Origin of the sequence: Asticcacaulis sp., assembly GCF_027484505.1 — a bacterium.
GTDB lineage: Bacteria > Pseudomonadota > Alphaproteobacteria > Caulobacterales > Caulobacteraceae > Asticcacaulis.
Genome location: NZ_JAIXSV010000057.1, coordinates 29,320 through 46,344, shown reverse-complemented (window position 1 = coordinate 46,344; position 17,025 = coordinate 29,320). Strand labels below are relative to the sequence as shown.

The window sequence follows — 17,025 nt, the reverse complement described above, 5'->3', positions numbered from 1 at the left end:
ATAGGCATCGACCGACTGGGTACGCTTCAATCCTAACAATATGAGACATTCAGATCAGACAGGTACACATGACCTATACGAGATTGGCGACGCCATTAACCGAGCAAGAAAAAAAAGGCGTGAGTCGCTATTGTGATGACTCCATGATTTTTCACGCCATTCAGCAAGGCTGGCGTGAGCTTGCCTGCCATCACCCTGACTACGCGGCCCTTGCTCATAGCCTGCCAACGGACCTTGTCGGGCTGGATAGCGCGATCGAAAAGTCGTATCTTGTTCAAGCCACGACCCTCTGGTCCGCGCACGGATGTGGTACCGGTTGTCGGGGCGCATTGATAGGCGACGCCAGGAGCTTCGTCGGCACCCAGTTTCAATATCCAGGGTTTGTTTCGACGTCGACCGTAAAGGACGTCGCCGTTTTTTTGTTCCTCCGGAAGAAGGCTTACAGCAACTCAAGGCCGACCCTGTTGCAGTTTGAACTTCCGGCGGGATTTAACGTCGTCGGGTCACATCATTGCGGCCACCATGGCGAGATGGAGTATATAATAGGCCGGGATCGCTTATTCGACGTCGCAGAGGCATCGTACGAAAGATTTCCAGAGGTTGAAGATGAGGCCTTGGTGTTAAAGCTCTTGCCCGCTTAGGCTCTTTTTCTCTTGCTCGACATAGTACTAACGCTCAGCAATATTAAGTCCGTGCCGCAACCCGCTTCTTGTGCACTTCTTTGAACAGGAGGAAGGTGTCGCCCGTAAAGTCGGACCCGGACGCAATCTGCCAAGCGTAGTCGACCTTCGACACTATGGATTCAAGGTTTTTGATAAAGGCAGCTTCAATCTGCTCGGCGTCGTGAAGCGAAATGACAAGCAACCCAAACCGCTTGTCAGCTTCGTGATGCGTCAGCTCACGCGCCGCCTGACAAGCCTTTTCAACCCATTTCAAAATGGTTGCTGGCCTGTGCACCCCGCCACGGTACTTTATCTGCTTGACTTCAAAGGCCCAACTGAGCTGGCGACCGCATATCCAAAGGTCACATCGTCCGTTCGATGGTAACTTTTGGACCCGCTTTGTTGACACGAACTCCGCAAGTGCCAGTAGCTCAACCCGAGCGGCTGCGGCGATCAGTAGGCTAACAGTAGCCGTTTCATTGTATCTAAAAGGGTCGTCTTCCAGCTTGCTGAATTCATGGGCGAGTTCAGCTGCGGAGTTCATCCACCCGTGCCATATCCGATATTCCGGGCTGGACGGTTGCCCGATTAGTCGACGCGCCTTTGTCTGTCCCAATCTATCCCCCTCTCAGAAATCTCATGCTGACCGGGTATGGCGTGATCCGTGACGGATTTTCTGCCCAAACGCGTCCAAAGTATGCTCAACCGCCTTGCCCACTCAAGTTATCAGTTCATCCGCTGTGATGCTTGCGACGGAGTGCGTGCCAAGGATGACATTCCACTTCGAGAGCAACCGATAAAGCCGCTCAATATGGCGGATAAAAGAGGAGTGCGAAGCTTTGCGTATTCCACATGCACATTTTTTTTCCCCTACTGTGTGTGACGCGCACGCACTCCATTCGTGTCTTCCCTTTGCAAATCAGTGTGCCCCCGTTCTACATTGTTAAGCCGCAGATTGGGGAGGTGAGCGATTCTGGTGGTCAGGCAGATTGGCAGCTGTATTCGTAAGTTCTGGACAGACCTTCGGCCTTTTTGGCGGCCTGTAAGTGTCGGGTTGGCCTTTGTCGTGCCCAGATATTGGGGTAGCGCGAACGTCCAGGCGAGAGATGAAATCACACATCTGAAACGAAAGAATCGTTGGGCACAGCGAGAGCCTATCCCCCTTTATGATCGCCTGACTAACTTGGCAGACCACGCGTTACCTTGGCTCTTGTGTAGCCTGCTGATGGCGCTTTGCGGCCATTTGGCCTTGGCCAATATTCGGCCATGGGTGCTCTTTAATCCGGTTACCCTGACCGGGACGTTGATGCCGGACTACCCTATACTGCAAACCTGTAGCTTGTCGGACACCACAAAGTGTCCCAATGGGGACAACTACCACGCCCTGCTTGGTACCATTCAGGCCACGGTACTTGGTCTGCTAATTCCTATCGCGATTTCCGCCTATGAGTTGATGGCTAAGGAACGCCATCTTCAAGACGAAATGAAAGATTTCGTTATGAAGGAAGCTAGGGTCGATCTGATCGTTCGCAGTTCAATTTCCTTACTGATCTGGCTGGCCGCAGCAGAATTATTCAAGGTGAACACGCCAGGGGCGAGGCTTGCAGTCTATACGAACATTGTCGAATGGATATGGGTCTCGCTCAACCTGTTGATGATTGTTTACTTCATGTCCAAAATTTTGGGACTTTTAAGTCAATCCACGTTTAATCAGACAATGCGACGGTTCATCCTTCGACGAGCGTATGAAGGGGAGATGACCTCTAAAATCGCCGGTCTCCGATACCGCAATCTCACTCGCTCGGATCGGGATGACTCATGAAGCCATCTCGTCAGCGGCCGCACATTTGGGTCTATCCCAGCAATGAGGTTGGGCAGTATACGGTAGCACGACGTATATCCCGATCTATGACTTTGACGGATGTGAATGTCACCCTTTTAGATTGGGTGGCGGAACGGTGGTATGCACGAAACTCGCACGAATTGCCCCCTGACCGTCGCGGCCTCTATGCGCCCCGGCCGACCCTTCAGTTTCCTTTGGTCATCGGGCGATATTATGAAGGCAATGTCGTTCTTTCCAAAGTGCTTAACCACGGCGGTGACCTGACGTCCTTCGAAAAAATGTGTGTGTACCGAGCTTTTACGTTTCGGCGATCAACAAAACGGCCAGACTCTATTCTGTCGACACAACAAGGGATGGGAATCCTTGCCGAACAGGCATTGCAAGCCATGTCGTCTGGTCAGTTACAGATGTTCAATTACATATTGGAGCAGATGACGAGTTTACACGCTGAGCTTCTTCAGTTTGGCGAAATCATTGACGAGACCGGTAAACCTACGAATTATGGCCTTGTTCATGACGATAACCAGTACGGAACGGTTGAACGAGCGTGGAACTTTAGTTATCGGCGTTTGTTTGAGGAGGCTGTTCGTCTTCTCGATCAAGAACCTCAATATTTTGCCAAATTGTCCTTTGTGGCGACCAGAGTGGCGCCATCGCTTTTTGCGCTACCCTCGTTAACGGGCGCAACATCCACAATCGATTATCAAGGATATCTTTGGTATCGGCTTAACGATTGGTGGGAACGAACAGCGGAAACGCAACGTTTGCAGCACGGTGCCAACCAACCGGCGGTGTTGTTGGAACCGGTCGCTGGTGTGCACTTCAAGGCACTAAGGGACTTCATTGGCGGATGGGAGTCACTTCTCCAGTACCACATTCGGCCAGAAATCGAGCGGCGCGAGTTATGGGCCGATAAAGTCAAAATATACCCGATCTTGGCCGAACAACTTTCAGAAACCGCTTTATATGCCGCGCGTGCTGTGCTGTCCGGCAATCTTGTGGCCGCCGAACATTGGATCGACGCGTTACTGAGATGGTGCGGTAACGCGCTGCCAATGTCCGCAAACCAGTCCCTTTTTGATCTTAATTTATCCCAAAAGGTAGTACTAGGTCCTCAGGCCATAACTCAGTCGTGGGAGGAAATTCAGGCCAAAATGATGGCGCTGTCGGACTTCCAAAGGCCGAACTTTACTGTCACGTCCATGTTCGCCAATCTCGTGTATAACATGTGGCAGGACACGTGCTTTGTCTTGAGTGCCTTCCTCGTTCAATGGGCTGGTCTGGGCAACGCGGTTGGGTCGACCCTTTCGTTGCAGGCGGCGAAACAATTGATCGATAGCCGTACTGTGGGCGGAGAAGGGGACGACGGGCCGGACGAACACTTCTATTCTCATCAAGCAGACTTCGTTGCATCGTTCCTTCGGCGAAACTCGATACGAGAATGGGCCCTTGATCGATCCGTGCCCGGATTTTGGCGCTTGGCTGAACAGTTTGAACAGTTGACCCGAGAGCCGATGTTGGCGGGACGAGTTTATACGTTTGCAGGACGAGGGATGGGGGCAACGCTCGCCTCTGATCTAATCTTGGGGAGTCTGAGGATGGAGCGGCAGCCTCTTGATTTCCAATCTATCTTCGAGCGACTGCCGCAGTGGCTGACAGACGACAGCGAGGCGTTGCATCTTAAAGATCGACTATCGGCGATTACGGCTGATTTGGACGCTATCGACGTCGCGGGTCTATCGCCCGTGTTTAACTTTCTCCACCAACACGCCCTGCCAGACGCCCCCGTGAGCGAAATTACGCCTGACGTCCCTTTGGAGGCACCTCTGGGCGCTGCGGAGCAAGTGGTCTTCGCAGATCGCTTGGCGGCTTTTAGGGGCCTAATTTCAACCCTAGAATCACGCATTGCCTCATATCGTTCGGAACGAATCCGAAATGCGCCGATCTCCACCCAAAAGCTCGTCGAACTTGCACGCAAGGTTGCAGATGACGTCTTCGCCTACGAAAATGACACCTTTCTTGGCGCATTGTTTGGGCCGGTCGTTTACACAGTCGCAGACTTGGAAGAAGTCCGTATTCAGGATTGGAGCAATTTCCCTAAAGGCGTGATCACTGACCCACAGCTCGATCAAGTAACAGGCTCTGAGGGGATACTTGCCTCTTGGGCGGCGGCTCGCGCGAAAGCGCGAGCCTTAGGACAAGTTCTGGAGCAAAAGCAGGCGTTAGGACTTGAGGGGGTAAAAGCCGTCGGTGACCGGGAGGAACTCTCTCAAGTTATTTTGACGTTCGCCGATAATCTTAGGGCTAGGAAACTAACACCAGTCATCCTCATTGGTTCAGGAGAAGTGTCTGAATGGGTGCGCGAATGGTCGAACGCGACATACCGCCCCAACCTTGTATTGCCGGCGGGCATCGTAGTCGAACGACCACAGCACCGCTCGCAAAACGGAAATACTTACAACATTTCATCTATCCCTGTATTTGCCACAGGCAGCAATTTGGGTGGTGTGTGGGTCGTGGCAAGAGAGGCATTTAAGCAATTAAAAGTCACTAGATCTAGTAGCGCAAATATTACTATCAATCTCACGTTCACTCCAGACCCTGAGGACCCTTATCACGGGACTATGCAAACAAGGTGGCGGCAGGGGATTGAAACAGATACGTCACCCGTGTTGCGCATCATAACTCCGGTCGACGATCCGGACCGACCTGATGGAGTGAGGTGAGAAAAGGCAGTGTCTAGGTCCTTCAGACCATAAAGGGTCTGCGAGATTCGGCAAAACGGTACCAAGAGCGTACGAAACGGCAATGTCTGTTTCATAGGGGATCGAGGATGCTTGGATCCTAGACCCGCCGCGCTGGCGGGCTCGAGAGACAGCATCGTGACCCCCACCAAACTCCTCATTGGCCAAATACTCACCGTCCTCGGGATTATAGTCCTTGGGGTCTGGGCCTCGACGCAATGGGCGGCCCATCAGCTGGGCTATCAGGCGCAATTGGGCCAGCCGTGGTTCTGGACCTTTGGCGGTCGCGTCTATCGGCCGTGGCAGCTCTTTGTCTGGTGGTTCCATTTCGAAGCCTATGCGCCGCAGGTGTTTCACCGCTGCGGCCTCTTGGCGGCGTCGTGCGGCCTTATGTGCTGTAGCGTGGCGGTGGCGGGGTCATTGTGGCGGGCCCGCCAATCGCGTTTGGTGACTACGTATGGCTCCGCACGCTGGGCGTCCGTTCCTGAGGTCGCTCGGGCCGGTCTCTTGCGTGATCGCGGCGTCTTCCTCGGCCGTCTTGGGCCGGACTACCTGCGCCACGACGGACCTGAGCATGTCATGGCCTTTGCACCGACCCGTTCCGGGAAGGGCGTGGGGCTGGTCGTGCCGACCCTGTTGTCGTGGACCGGCTCTGTCATCGTGCACGACATCAAGGGCGAAAACTGGGACCTGACCGCCGGCTGGCGCGCGCGTTTCTCCCACGCCGTCCTGTTCAACCCCACCGACCTGCGCTCCGCTCGCTACAATCCCCTTTTGGAAGTCCGCAAGGGCGTCAACGAGGTGCGCGACGTCCAGAATATCGCCGACATCCTGGTCGATCCCGAAGGCTCATTGGAGCATCGCTCTCACTGGGAAAAAACCAGCCATTCCCTTTTGGTGGGAGCCATTCTTCACGTTCTCTACGCCGAAGAAGAGAAGACCTTGGCGCGTGTCGCCACCTTCCTGTCGGATCCTCAGCGCAGCCTGACCGACACCCTTCACCGCATGCTTGCCACGAACCACCTCGGTGGGGAAGGGGAGGTGCCTCTGGTCCATCCCGTCGTCGCATCAGCGGCGCGGGAACTCCTGAACAAGTCCCCGAATGAGCGGTCGGGCGTCCTATCCACGGCCATGTCGTTCCTGGGCCTATATTACGATCCCGTCGTGGCGGCGACGACGTCGACCTGCGATTGGCGGATCGCTGATCTGGTCAACGCGAAAAGCCCCGTCTCCCTCTATCTGGTTATTCCCCCGTCCGACATCTCGCGCACCAAGCCTTTGGTCCGTCTCGTGCTGAACCAGATCGGCCGCCGCCTAACGGAGCGACTGGAAGGCGATCCGGCCAAGCGCAACCGGCATCAACTCTTGATGATGCTTGACGAATTCCCCGCCTTGGGCCGGTTGGACTTCTTCGAGTCGGCCCTGGCCTTCATGGCGGGCTATGGGCTGCGGGCCTATCTGATCGCCCAATCCCTGAACCAAATCTCCAAAGCCTACGGCGACAACAATTCGATTCTCGACAACTGCCACGTCCGTATCGCCTTCTCTTCGAACGATGAACGCACGGCTAAGCGCATTTCCGACGCTTTGGGCACCGCGACCGAACAGCGCGCCCAGCGCAATTACGCCGGTCATCGCCTTGCACCCTGGCTCTCCCACGTCATGGTCTCACGTCAGGAGACCGCCCGCCCGCTGTTGACGCCTGGCGAGGTGATGCAATTGCCATCGACCGATGAGTTGGTGCTGGTGTCGGGTCTGGCCCCGATCCGCGCCAAGAAGCTGCGCTACTACGAGGACCGGAACTTCACCGGTCGTCAGGTGCCAGCGCCGGCGCTGGCAGCGGGTCGCTTCGGCGACTGCCCGCCCGCGCGCCCTAATGATTGGGAAGGCCACGTCCGCGATACCGATCAGAGGCTCGTGGCCGCTCTGGGCGATGCCGGTGCCGAGGTAAGTGAAGAGGGCGGACTGGCGAAGGATCGTCATCCAGTGGTGCCTGAACCCAAGGGGCCGCCCATGCCTCTTGATCAGGGTGAGGTTGAGGTGCGGGGCGACGACGACAGCGATGTGGCGTCCGACAGGCGCGCCATGGATGGACTGCGGACCGCCGCGGCGGTCGCCCGCGCCGACCTCCTGCAGATCGAAGCCAAAGCCCAACACAAGCCGGGACAGACGATCGATCTGTTCCCGAGCTTTTAGGAGGCACCGATGTCTGCTCGTGTCCGCTATCAACTCTTTCTCGACCCCGATGTCAGTCAGCGTTTCGAAGCCCTGGCCACGCGACCGGGCATGAACAAATCGGCCGTCTTGCGGGATGCCCTGACCGCCTGGCTCGATCGGCGCGCGACCAATGAACTCGACGACCATTTCGGGCAGCGCCTCAATCGCCTGTCCGCCCAACTCAATCGCATGGAGCGGGACCAACTCATCCTCCTCGAAAGCCTCGCCCTGTTCATCCGCCTCACGCTATTACGTGATGCACACCTGCCGGAAGCCGATGCCGGTACCCGTGCGATCGCACGAGATCGCTACGAAGCGTTCGTTGCTCAGGTCGGCCGCCACATAGCGACAGGTCAGCTTTCACTAAATCCGCAGCCTGTTGGGGATGACGCCTGATGCATACGCTCTCGATCCCGCATCAGAGACTGCGCGGCATGTTGCGCACCGCCATGGGCGAGGGCCTGGCGGCGGCGCTTGCCGATCCCGCCGTGTTCGAAATCCTCGTCAATCCCGATGGCGCCGTTCGGTTCGATCGGGCGGGCGAAGGCCGGGTGTTGAGCGAGGTCGTTCTACCGTCAGCCGACGCCGAACGCATCATCCGGCTCGTGGCCAGCCATGTCCGCACCGAACTCCACCCGGACGCCCCGATCGTTAGCGCAGAACTGCCCATGGCCGCCAATGGTACCGGCGGTGAGCGCTTTGAAGGCCTATTGCCGCCGGTGGCGCGTGGGCCCTGCTTTTCCATCCGCAAGCCGGCCTATCGGCTCTTTGATTTGAACGACTATGTGTCTTCGGGCGTTATGACGCAAAGCCAGGCCGGTGTCCTGCGGCGCGCCGTCGTCGAACGGCGCAATATTCTGGTGGTGGGCGGCACCAGTTCGGGCAAGACCACGCTCACCAATGCCCTGCTGGCCGAGGTCGCAACCCGTGGTGACCGGGTGGTCCTGATCGAGGACACGCGCGAACTGCGCTGTGCCGCCGAAGATGTCGTCGAACTGCGCACACGGCCCGGCCACGTCACAATGGGGGACCTGGTGCGCTCGACCCTGCGTCTGCGACCGGACCGCATCATCGTCGGCGAGGTGAGGGGGGCTGAGGCGCTCGATCTCCTGAAGGCCTGGAACACCGGCCATCCCGGCGGCATCGCCACCCTACACGCCAACTCCGCCAAAGGCGCGCTGTTCCGGTTGGAGCAGCTCATTCAGGAGGCCGTCGTCCATGTGCCAGCGGCGCTGATCGCCGAAGCGGTCGATCTCATCGTGTTCATACGTGGGGCCGATCCGCTGTCAGGCGCGCCCCGCCATGTCGCCGACATCGCCGGGGTCGAAGGCCTCGATGATCGGGGCGGCTACGTCCTTCGCCCGATGCTCACGCACGGGGAAGACCCTGGTACCGCGCATTCAACCCTTATGGAGACATAGATGTTTCAAGATCCAACCCTTCGGTTCGCGCCCGCGCGCCGGTCGCGCACCATAGTCACTTCGGCCGCCGCTCTGGCTTTGTGTGGCCTCGCGATCGGCCTGACCACCGCAGCCCAGGCGGCCGGCTCCGGCATGCCGTGGGAGGCGCCCCTTCAGCAGATCCTTGATTCCGTACAGGGTCCCGTGGCCAAAATCATCGCCGTCATGGTGATCATCGTCACGGGCCTGACACTGGCCTTCGGCGAAACCTCCGGCGGCTTCCGCAAGCTCGTGCAGATCGTCTTCGGTCTGTCGATCGCGTTTGCCGCCTCCAGCTTCTTCCTGACCTTCTTCAGCTTCGGTGGGGGGGCCGTCATCTGATGACTGCTCGCGTCGAGGGGTTCGATGTCCCCCTGCACCCATCCCTCACGCAACCCCTGCTGCTGGGTGGCGCGCCACGGACCCTGGCCATTGCCAACGGAACCGTGGCCGCCGCCTTAGGCCTCGGCCTGCAAATGTGGCTGCCCGGTCTCGGTCTCTGGCTGGCCGGGCACACCCTGGCCGTCTTCGCCGCTCGCTACGATCCGGATTTCGTGCCGGTCCTCCTGCGTCATCTTCGCCAGAAAGGCTATTTCGCATGCTGAATTTACGTCAGTACCGCCAGACCGCCGATCGCCTGTCGGATCACCTGCCCTGGGTGGCGCTGGTCGCGCCGGGCGTCATCCTCAACAAGGATGGCAGTTTCCAACGCACCGTCCGCTATCAAGGTCCGGATCTGGAAAGCGCGACACCCTCAGAACTGGTCAGCGTCACTGCCCGCGTCAACAACGTCCTGCGCCGTTTCGGAACCGGCTGGGCGCTGTTCTTTGAAGCCTGCCGCGCCCCCGCCATGCAGTATCCTGCCCCCGGCGCCGAGACCGGGATTGCGCGTCTCATCGATGAAGAACGCCGCGCCGCTTTCGAAGGGGAGGCGGCCGAGCACTTCGAGAGCCGCTATTACCTGACCTTCGTGTTCATGCCGCCGGCCGACGCCCTGTCGCGCGCCAGCCAGGCCCTGATCGAGACGCCGGACGCACCGCCGGGAAGCGAGGCGCGCCGGGACTGGAAGCGCGAGCTTCAGATGTTCGCCAATCGCACCAACAGCGCCATCGATCTGTTGGCGGGTGTCATGCCCCTGGTCGAGCCCCTGTCCGATGCCGAAACCCTGACTTATCTGCACAGCACCGTCTCCGCCAAATCCCATCCCGTGGCCGTGCCCGAGATCCCGGTCTATCTCGACGCCATTCTCGTCGATACGCCTTTAACAGGGGGCATGTCGCCCCGGCTCGGCGATCAGCATATCCGCACAGTCACCGTGCTCGGTTTCCCAAACCACACCCATCCAGGCCTGTTGGACGCGCTGAACCATCTCGCCTTCGGTTATCGCTGGACAACCCGCTTTATCGCGCTGGACAAGGAAACCGCCGTCAAAACACTGACCAAGGTGCGTCGGCAGTGGTTCAATAAGCGCAAGTCCCTCACGGCCATGCTCCGCGAGGTGATGTATAGCCAGGCTACGGCGCTCACCGACACCGACGCCGACAACAAGGTGGCCGACGCCGATGCCGCCCTTCAGGCGCTTGGTGGCGATCACGTCAGCTTCGGTTACCTGACAACGACCATCTCTATCTTCGATACCGATCCTCATCTGGCGGACGAAAAGCTGCGGGCTGTAGAGCAGGCCATCAACAGCCTGGGCTTCACGACATTCCGCGAAACGCTCAACGCAGTGGAGGCGTGGCTGGGCTCGTTGCCCGGTCACCTCTACGCCAATGTGCGCCAGCCCCTGATCCACTCCCTCAATCTGGTACACCTCATGCCGTTATCGGCGGTATGGGCCGGGCCAGAACGCAACCCCCACCTCGATGGGCCGCCACTGCTGCACGCAGTCAGTTCGGGCGCGACGCCGTTTCGGCTATCAACCCATGTCGGTGACGTCGGGCACATGATGGTCTTAGGACCTACCGGCGCCGGTAAGTCAGTGTTGCTAGCTTTTCTGGCCCTTCAGTTCCAGCGCTACACAGACGCGCAGACCTTCATCTTCGACAAGGGCGGTTCGGCGCGCGCCGCGACGCTCGCCATGGGCGGCCGGCACCACGCCCTGGGCCGGGCCGCAGACCTCTCGTTTCAACCGCTGGCCGCGATCGATGATCCGGACGAACGGGCCTGGGCACTGGAGTGGATATTAAGCCTTCTGATCAACGAGAAAGTCGAGCCGACGCCGGACATCAAGGCCACACTCTGGACGGCGCTGAACAATCTGGCGATGGCGCCCGTGCCGGAGCGGACCTTGACGGGGTTCACCGTCCTACTGTCATCGAACGCCCTGAAGCAGGCGCTTGCCCCATACACCCTTGAGGGGGCCTATGGTCAGTGTCTCGACGCCGATACTGACGGTCTCGATCTCGCGCACATCCATTGCTTTGAGACGGAAGACCTGATGGGCGATACGGGCCTCGTATCACCCGTCCTGACCTACCTCTTCCATCGGCTCGAAGCCCGGTTCGATGGGCGGCCGACGCTGCTCATTCTGGATGAGGCCTGGGTCTTCCTCGACAACCCGCAATTTGCGGCGCGCATACGTGAATGGCTGAAGGTCCTGCGCAAGAAAAACGTCAGTGTCGTCTTTGCCACCCAGTCCCTAGCCGACATCGCCGATAGCGCCATTGCGCCGGCCATTATCGAATCCTGCCCGCAACGCCTCTTTCTGCCCAATGAGCGCGCGGTCGAGCCCCTATCTCAGGCGGCCTATCAGCGCATGGGCCTGAACGACCGGCAGGTCGAACTGATCGCGCAGGCCATCCCGAAACGCCAATATTATCTGCAGTCCCGGCGCGGCAACCGTCTGTTCGATCTGAACCTCGGGACGCTGGCCCTGGCACTCTGTGCGGCGGCGTCCCCAGACGATCAACGCCTGATTGATACTGTGTTGGATGCGGCTGGTCCGGGCGGCTTCGCGCCGGCCTTTCTGGAGGCGAGGGGGCTGCCGTGGGCAGCCGGTCTCCTGAAGCCACCGTAAGCGCGCCGGTCAAACGCCCATCCACCCTCCCAACGCAATTTCAGGCCTGTCCTCGCAGGTCACGCCCTTCCTTTGTCCAAAATCGGAGACTCCGATGCCTTCCAAAACCATCCGCCGCTTCGCCATGGCCCTGATGATGACCGCCTCGCTCGCAGGGCTCGCGGTCCCGGCCTCGGCCCAACTCGCGGTGTTCGATCCGACCAACTACGCCCAGAATATCCTTCAGGCGACGCGTGCGCTTCAGACCATCAACAACCAGATCCAGTCGCTTCAGAATGAAGCTCAGATGATCCGCGATATGGCGACCCAGCTAAAGCGGCTCGATGTCTCTGCCCTGCTAAAGCTCAACAAGGACATCGCCGCCATCAACGACCTGATGAAGGAGGCCAAGGGCATTGCCTTTACCCTGTCCGAAACCCGAGCCGCACTTAAAGCGCAGTTTCCGCAAGGCTACGATTTGTCGATTACTGGCAAGGGGTTAGCCGGTCAGGCTGAAGTGCGTTGGCAAAGCGCCATGGACGCCTTCCAGCAAACCCTGATGGTCCAATCCCAAATCTCAGAAGCCCTTCAAGCCGATGCCGGCACGCTCAACGACCTGGTCCGAGCTTCGGAGAACGCCGACGGCGGCTTGCAGGCGCAGCAGGCCGCCAATCAGCTTTCGGCCTTGGTGGCTAAGCAGCAAATGCAGATCACGACTCTGATGGCGGCGCAGTACCGCGCCGAAGCGCTCGACGCGGCGCGCCGGGCGGAGGGCGAGGCGGCAGCCAAAGCGGCAACCAAAATATTCCTCGGTTCGGGCAAGGCCTATACGGCGCAGTAAGCGCGACAAATCAATCGCTTGTCTGGGTATTCCTCATGACCGATCTCAACATCATCGATTCCTTTCTGGCGACCTTCATCGCCTATATCGACTCCGGTTTCGGTCTGCTCCGGGGCGACCTTGTCAGCCTGACGAGCCTCCTGATCGCCATCGACGTCACGATCGCCGCGCTGTTCTGGGTGCTGGACGAAGAAAGCCAGCTGTTCGGCAAGCTCATCAAGAAGGTCCTCTACATCGGGGCCTTCGCCTACATCCTGAATAACTTCCAATCCCTGGCTAACCTGATCCACCAGTCCTTCACGCAACTGGGGCTGAATGCCAGTGGCGGCACAGTCGCCGCCGGCGATCTCCTGAAACCCGGTCGCTTGGCCGGGATCGGGTTCGAATCGGCGCACCCCTTGCTGGAGCAGGTGGCCGACTTGACGGGTCTCGATACGGTCTTCGCCAACCTCCTGACCATTATCGTCTTGCTGATTGCCTGGCTGATTGTCCTGCTGGCCTTCTTCGTCCTCGCCATCCAGCTCTTCATCACCGTGCTGGAGTTCAAACTGACGTGCCTGGCGGGCTTTGTGCTGGTGCCCTTCGCCTTCTGGAACAAGACGGCCTTCCTCGCCGAACGGGTGCTCGGCAATGTCGTGACCTCAGGCATCAAGATCATGGTGCTGGCCGTGATCGTCGGCATTGGGTCAGGTTTCTTCGCCACCTTTGTCGGCGCGCTGGACGGGGCGGAGCCCGATATCAACCAGACCATGACGCTGGTCCTGGCGTCGCTCACCCTTCTGGGGCTCGGCATCTTCGGTCCCAGTATCGCTTCAGGCCTCGTATCCGGCGCCCCCCAACTAGGGGCGGGTGCTGTGCTTGGCACGGTGGGCGCGGCTGCGGCCGCAGGCATGCTGGCGGGCGGTGGGGCCATGGCGGCTGCACGCCTTGCTGGTGGCGCAGCGGGCAGCACCTCGGCCGTTCAGGCTGCCTCAAGCATGGGCGGCGGGTCCGGCGGATCGTCAGGTGGATCTTCGAGCTCGGGCGGCGCTGTGTCTCCACCGCCCCCGCCGCCACCGCCACCTCCGGCATCTTCCTCCCCTTCAGGTGGGGCCAGTGCGGCGGCTTCTGGCGCATCAACCGCCAAGGGTGCCGAACAGGCCCAACCCGATTGGGCCAAAAAGATGCAGCGCGAGCAGCGCCTGGGCGGTCATTTGCACGCCGCTCAGACCGCCATCGCCTCCGGTGACCAGCCTATTGCCTCTGCCACCCCCGACATCTCTCAAAAGGAGTAGACCATGCGGTTTAAACGCCCCGTTCAGCGCTACGGCGACAGCCCTGCGCCCGAAACCCCCTATCAGAAGGCCGCGCAGATTTGGGACGCGCGTATCGGTACGAGCCAGGCGCAGGCCGCCAATTGGCGGCTGATGGCCCTTGGCGCCTCTATGGTGTCGCTGTGTCTCGCCGGCGGGATGATTTGGCTCGCCTCGCAAAGCCGCGTCACCCCCTATGTCATCGAGGTCGATGGGCAGGGCGGGGTGAGGGCGGTAGCACCAGCCGTTGAAACGTATGAGCCGAGCGACGCTCAGGTGTCGTGGTTCCTGGCCCGTTTCATCACCAACGTCCGGTCCCTGTCCATCGATCCTGTCCTGGTCCGTCAGAACTGGCTCGACGCCTATGCCTTCGCCACCGACCGCGCCGCGCAGGCCCTCAATGCCCAGGCTCAGGCCAATGACCCCTTCGCCGGTATCGGGGAACGCAGCGTCACCGTCTCGATCCTGAGCGTGGTGCGCGCCTCACCAAAGGCTTTCCAGATCAAATGGCGCGAACAAACCTACCTGCGGGGAATGCCAGAGAAAACAACGCACTGGACCGCAATCCTCAGCGTTCAGCACAGCCTGCCCAGGCGTGAGGACGTCCTGCGCAAGAACCCGCTCGGTCTCTACGTCACCGACCTGTCCTGGTCTCAGGACTATGGCGGACCGGAGATCAAGCCCCCCGTCGTCGCCATGACCACGCCGTCCTCAGAAGGAGTACAGCCATGAGAGCCCTTGTTCTGACCTGCCTCGCCGGGTCTTGCCTCACCCTTATCTCGCCTACGGTGGCAGAGGCTAAAGCTGCGCAAAAGGTCTCCCCGACCGCGCGGGCGATACAGGTTGCCAATGCGTCCGCAACCCAAGGCCCGGAGACCGGCAACTATCTCAATGCCGTTCAGGTCTACACCTTCAATGACGGCACGATCTATCGACTGTTCACAGCGCCCGACAAGGTCAGCGACATCGTGCTCCAGCCCGGTGAAAGCCTGATCTCGGTCTCAGCCGGCGACACAGCGCGCTGGGTCATCGGCGATACGACCAGCGGTACGGGAGAGGGGCGGCAGACCCATATCCTCGTCAAGCCCTATACCGCGGGCCTGCGGACCAACCTGATCATAACCACGGATCGCCGCACCTATCGTCTGCAACTGGAGAGCACTCAGGTTACAGCGATGGCGGCGGTGAGCTGGCGCTACCCCCAAGATCAAGCATTGACGCGAAAGGTCGACCTGCCGCCGGCATCGGTCGCCGCACCGGCGCCAATCGTGGTAGGTCTGCCGTTGGAAAACCTTCGGTTCACCTACACGATAACCGGTGACAAGCCGGAGTGGCGACCGGTCCGGGCCTTCGACGACGGTCAAAAGGTCTATATCGAGTTCCCGGCGGATATTGGATCGGGGGAGGCACCGCCGCTATTTGCTGTGGGCGCGGACGGCAAGGCCGATCTGCTCAACTACCGCGTTCAGGGTCGGTACTATATCGCCGACACCCTGTTCTCTGCCGCTGAATTGCGTCTGGGCGGGAAGCGGCAATCGGTCGTCCGCATCGCCCGTACAGGGGTGTCGGCACCAAAGGATGCGGGAGGTCGTCATGACTGACGCTGCTTCCCAAAAGGTCGATCCCGAAACCCTGGTTCTGCGCGCCCAACCCCGGCGCGTCGTGCGCTTCAAGCGCCATGTGCTGGTGGCCTCGACCGCGGTGGCCTGCGTCTCCCTCTTCGGCGTGACGTGGCTGGCGCTCGGCGCGTCGGTACCAAAAGTCGTTACCCAGCCGGAAACCTTCAATCCGGACAAGGCGGCCGATACCCAGAAGGCCAGGCCGGAGACGCTCGCCAACCTGCCTCAGGCCTACGATCAGATTCCGGACGACGTCCCGGTGCTCGGTCCGCCACTACCGGGTGACTTAGGGGGCCCTATTCTTGAGCGCCAGCGGGGACAGGTGCAGGCGGTTCAAACCGGTCGCGCCGATGGAAGTGGAGGCACGCCCCCGACCGCGGTCAGTAGTGTGTTCTTCCACGTGGCGCCGCGAATCGCACCGGCCGCCGAACAGGTGCCGGTCCCGGATGTCATGCCTTCGGAAGTTCCAACACCGGCGGTTCCCGCCGGCGCCTTCTACGTCACCCCGACTGGCAAACCCGAGTTCGTCGACCGTAAAGGCTATGGCGGGATCTACAACAGCCACAAACTGGAGACGCCGGCCTCACCCTATCAGGTGATGGCGGGCACGGTGATCTCGGCTAGCCTCGTGACCGGCCTGAAATCCGATCTGCCGGGCTTCGTCATCGCGCAGGTGACCCAGCCCATCTACGATACCGTTTCGGGCAAGCATCTTCTGATCCCGCCGGGGACGCGGCTGTTGGGCCAGTACGATGATCAGGTGGCCTTCGGCCAGTCACGCGCGCTGGTCGTGTGGAAGCGTCTGATCCTGCCGGACGGCTCTTCCCTCGAAATTGACAACCTGCCGGCGACGGACACTCATGGCTACGCTGGCCTCGCCGATAGCGTCGATTATCATACTTGGAGCCTTCTCAAAGGCGTGAGCTTGTCGACACTTCTGGGACTGACATCCCATAGCGGGCTGGTCGAAAGCGACAGTGATCTGGTGCGCGCGTTCCGTGACGCCACGCGCGACACCGCCAATCAGGCGGGTCAGCGCATGGTCGAGAAAGCCTTGAATATCCGGCCATCGATCACCGTTCGGCCGGGTTGGCCGGTGCGCGTCATTGTCCACAAAGACCTGATCATGAGACCATATAGGGGAGGGATCGACCATGGCTGATCTCAAGCTGGCAAAGCTGCCGGACCGGACACCGGTCAAACTAACCATCACCATCGGAGCGGAACTGAACCAAGCCCTGAAAGCGTACGCGGACATCTATGAGGCGACCTACGGGTCAGCGGAGCAGGTCGTTGACCTAATTCCATTTATGCTGGAGGCTTTTATCGCGAGCGATAAAAGCTTTACCCGATCCGGAAAATAGACCCCG

The 17,025-nt window shown here is 59.8% G+C and carries 16 protein-coding genes; 15 read left to right on the top strand and 1 reads right to left on the bottom strand.

The annotated features are described in order from the left end of the window. Nucleotides 1-68 precede the first annotated feature (68 nt). Complete coding sequence (locus tag Q0072_RS02820; RefSeq protein WP_298325431.1) at nucleotides 69-641, top strand: hypothetical protein; 573 nt, start codon at nucleotides 69-71, stop codon at nucleotides 639-641. A gap of 43 nt (nucleotides 642-684) precedes the next feature. Here the strand turns inward: Q0072_RS02820 and Q0072_RS02815 are convergent, their stop codons facing one another. Next, nucleotides 685-1,206: a hypothetical protein gene (locus Q0072_RS02815; protein WP_298325428.1), complete on the bottom strand. Its 522-nt coding sequence runs from the start codon at nucleotides 1,204-1,206 to the stop codon at nucleotides 685-687. 510 nt (nucleotides 1,207-1,716) lie between these two features. Between Q0072_RS02815 and Q0072_RS02810 the strand changes: the two genes are divergently transcribed. The 14 genes from Q0072_RS02810 (at nucleotide 1,717) to Q0072_RS02745 (ending at nucleotide 17,019) form a co-directional block, all read left to right on the top strand. Continuing rightward, a complete protein-coding gene (locus Q0072_RS02810; protein ID WP_298325425.1) occupies nucleotides 1,717-2,484 on the top strand; it encodes a hypothetical protein in 768 nt (255 codons plus the stop codon). An 86-nt stretch (nucleotides 2,485-2,570) separates the two neighbouring features. Next, the gene (locus Q0072_RS02805) at nucleotides 2,571-5,231 is read left to right on the top strand and encodes a hypothetical protein (protein WP_298325423.1); all 2,661 of its coding nucleotides are present in this window, start codon (nucleotides 2,571-2,573) and stop codon (nucleotides 5,229-5,231) included. A 156-nt stretch (nucleotides 5,232-5,387) separates the two neighbouring features. After that, nucleotides 5,388-7,445: a conjugal transfer protein TraG gene (locus Q0072_RS02800; RefSeq protein ID WP_298325421.1), complete on the top strand. Its 2,058-nt coding sequence runs from the start codon at nucleotides 5,388-5,390 to the stop codon at nucleotides 7,443-7,445. Between the two features lie 9 nt (nucleotides 7,446-7,454). Then, nucleotides 7,455-7,862: a CopG family transcriptional regulator gene (locus Q0072_RS02795; RefSeq protein WP_298325418.1), complete on the top strand. Its 408-nt coding sequence runs from the start codon at nucleotides 7,455-7,457 to the stop codon at nucleotides 7,860-7,862. Continuing rightward, on the top strand, nucleotides 7,862-8,887 hold the full coding sequence (gene trbB, locus Q0072_RS02790) for a P-type conjugative transfer ATPase TrbB (RefSeq protein ID WP_298325415.1): 1,026 nt from the start codon (nucleotides 7,862-7,864) through the stop codon (nucleotides 8,885-8,887). Before Q0072_RS02795 ends, trbB begins: the two co-directional genes overlap by 1 nt. After that, the gene (locus Q0072_RS02785; protein WP_298325412.1) at nucleotides 8,888-9,247 is read left to right on the top strand and encodes a TrbC/VirB2 family protein; all 360 of its coding nucleotides are present in this window, start codon (nucleotides 8,888-8,890) and stop codon (nucleotides 9,245-9,247) included. It begins immediately after the preceding gene. Continuing rightward, the gene (locus Q0072_RS02780) at nucleotides 9,247-9,510 is read left to right on the top strand and encodes a VirB3 family type IV secretion system protein (RefSeq protein ID WP_298325408.1); all 264 of its coding nucleotides are present in this window, start codon (nucleotides 9,247-9,249) and stop codon (nucleotides 9,508-9,510) included. The genes Q0072_RS02785 and Q0072_RS02780 overlap by 1 nt, the downstream gene beginning before the upstream one ends. Beyond that, on the top strand, nucleotides 9,504-11,924 hold the full coding sequence (gene trbE, locus Q0072_RS02775; protein ID WP_298325406.1) for a conjugal transfer protein TrbE: 2,421 nt from the start codon (nucleotides 9,504-9,506) through the stop codon (nucleotides 11,922-11,924). The genes Q0072_RS02780 and trbE overlap by 7 nt, the downstream gene beginning before the upstream one ends. A gap of 94 nt (nucleotides 11,925-12,018) precedes the next feature. Continuing rightward, a complete protein-coding gene (trbJ, locus tag Q0072_RS02770) occupies nucleotides 12,019-12,744 on the top strand; it encodes a P-type conjugative transfer protein TrbJ (protein WP_298325403.1) in 726 nt (241 codons plus the stop codon). A gap of 35 nt (nucleotides 12,745-12,779) precedes the next feature. Then, entirely contained in the window at nucleotides 12,780-14,018 is a 1,239-nt protein-coding gene (trbL, locus tag Q0072_RS02765) for a P-type conjugative transfer protein TrbL (RefSeq protein ID WP_298325401.1), read from the top strand. Between the two features lie 3 nt (nucleotides 14,019-14,021). Further along, on the top strand, nucleotides 14,022-14,768 hold the full coding sequence (gene trbF / locus Q0072_RS02760) for a conjugal transfer protein TrbF (RefSeq protein WP_298325398.1): 747 nt from the start codon (nucleotides 14,022-14,024) through the stop codon (nucleotides 14,766-14,768). Continuing rightward, nucleotides 14,765-15,637, top strand: a complete 873-nt coding sequence (trbG, locus tag Q0072_RS02755) for a P-type conjugative transfer protein TrbG (RefSeq protein WP_298325395.1) — start codon at nucleotides 14,765-14,767, stop codon at nucleotides 15,635-15,637. The genes trbF and trbG overlap by 4 nt, the downstream gene beginning before the upstream one ends. Continuing rightward, nucleotides 15,630-16,817: a TrbI/VirB10 family protein gene (locus Q0072_RS02750; protein ID WP_298325392.1), complete on the top strand. Its 1,188-nt coding sequence runs from the start codon at nucleotides 15,630-15,632 to the stop codon at nucleotides 16,815-16,817. The genes trbG and Q0072_RS02750 overlap by 8 nt, the downstream gene beginning before the upstream one ends. After that, entirely contained in the window at nucleotides 16,810-17,019 is a 210-nt protein-coding gene (locus Q0072_RS02745) for a DUF2274 domain-containing protein (RefSeq protein WP_298325389.1), read from the top strand. The genes Q0072_RS02750 and Q0072_RS02745 overlap by 8 nt, the downstream gene beginning before the upstream one ends. The last annotated feature ends 6 nt before the right edge of the window (nucleotides 17,020-17,025 follow it).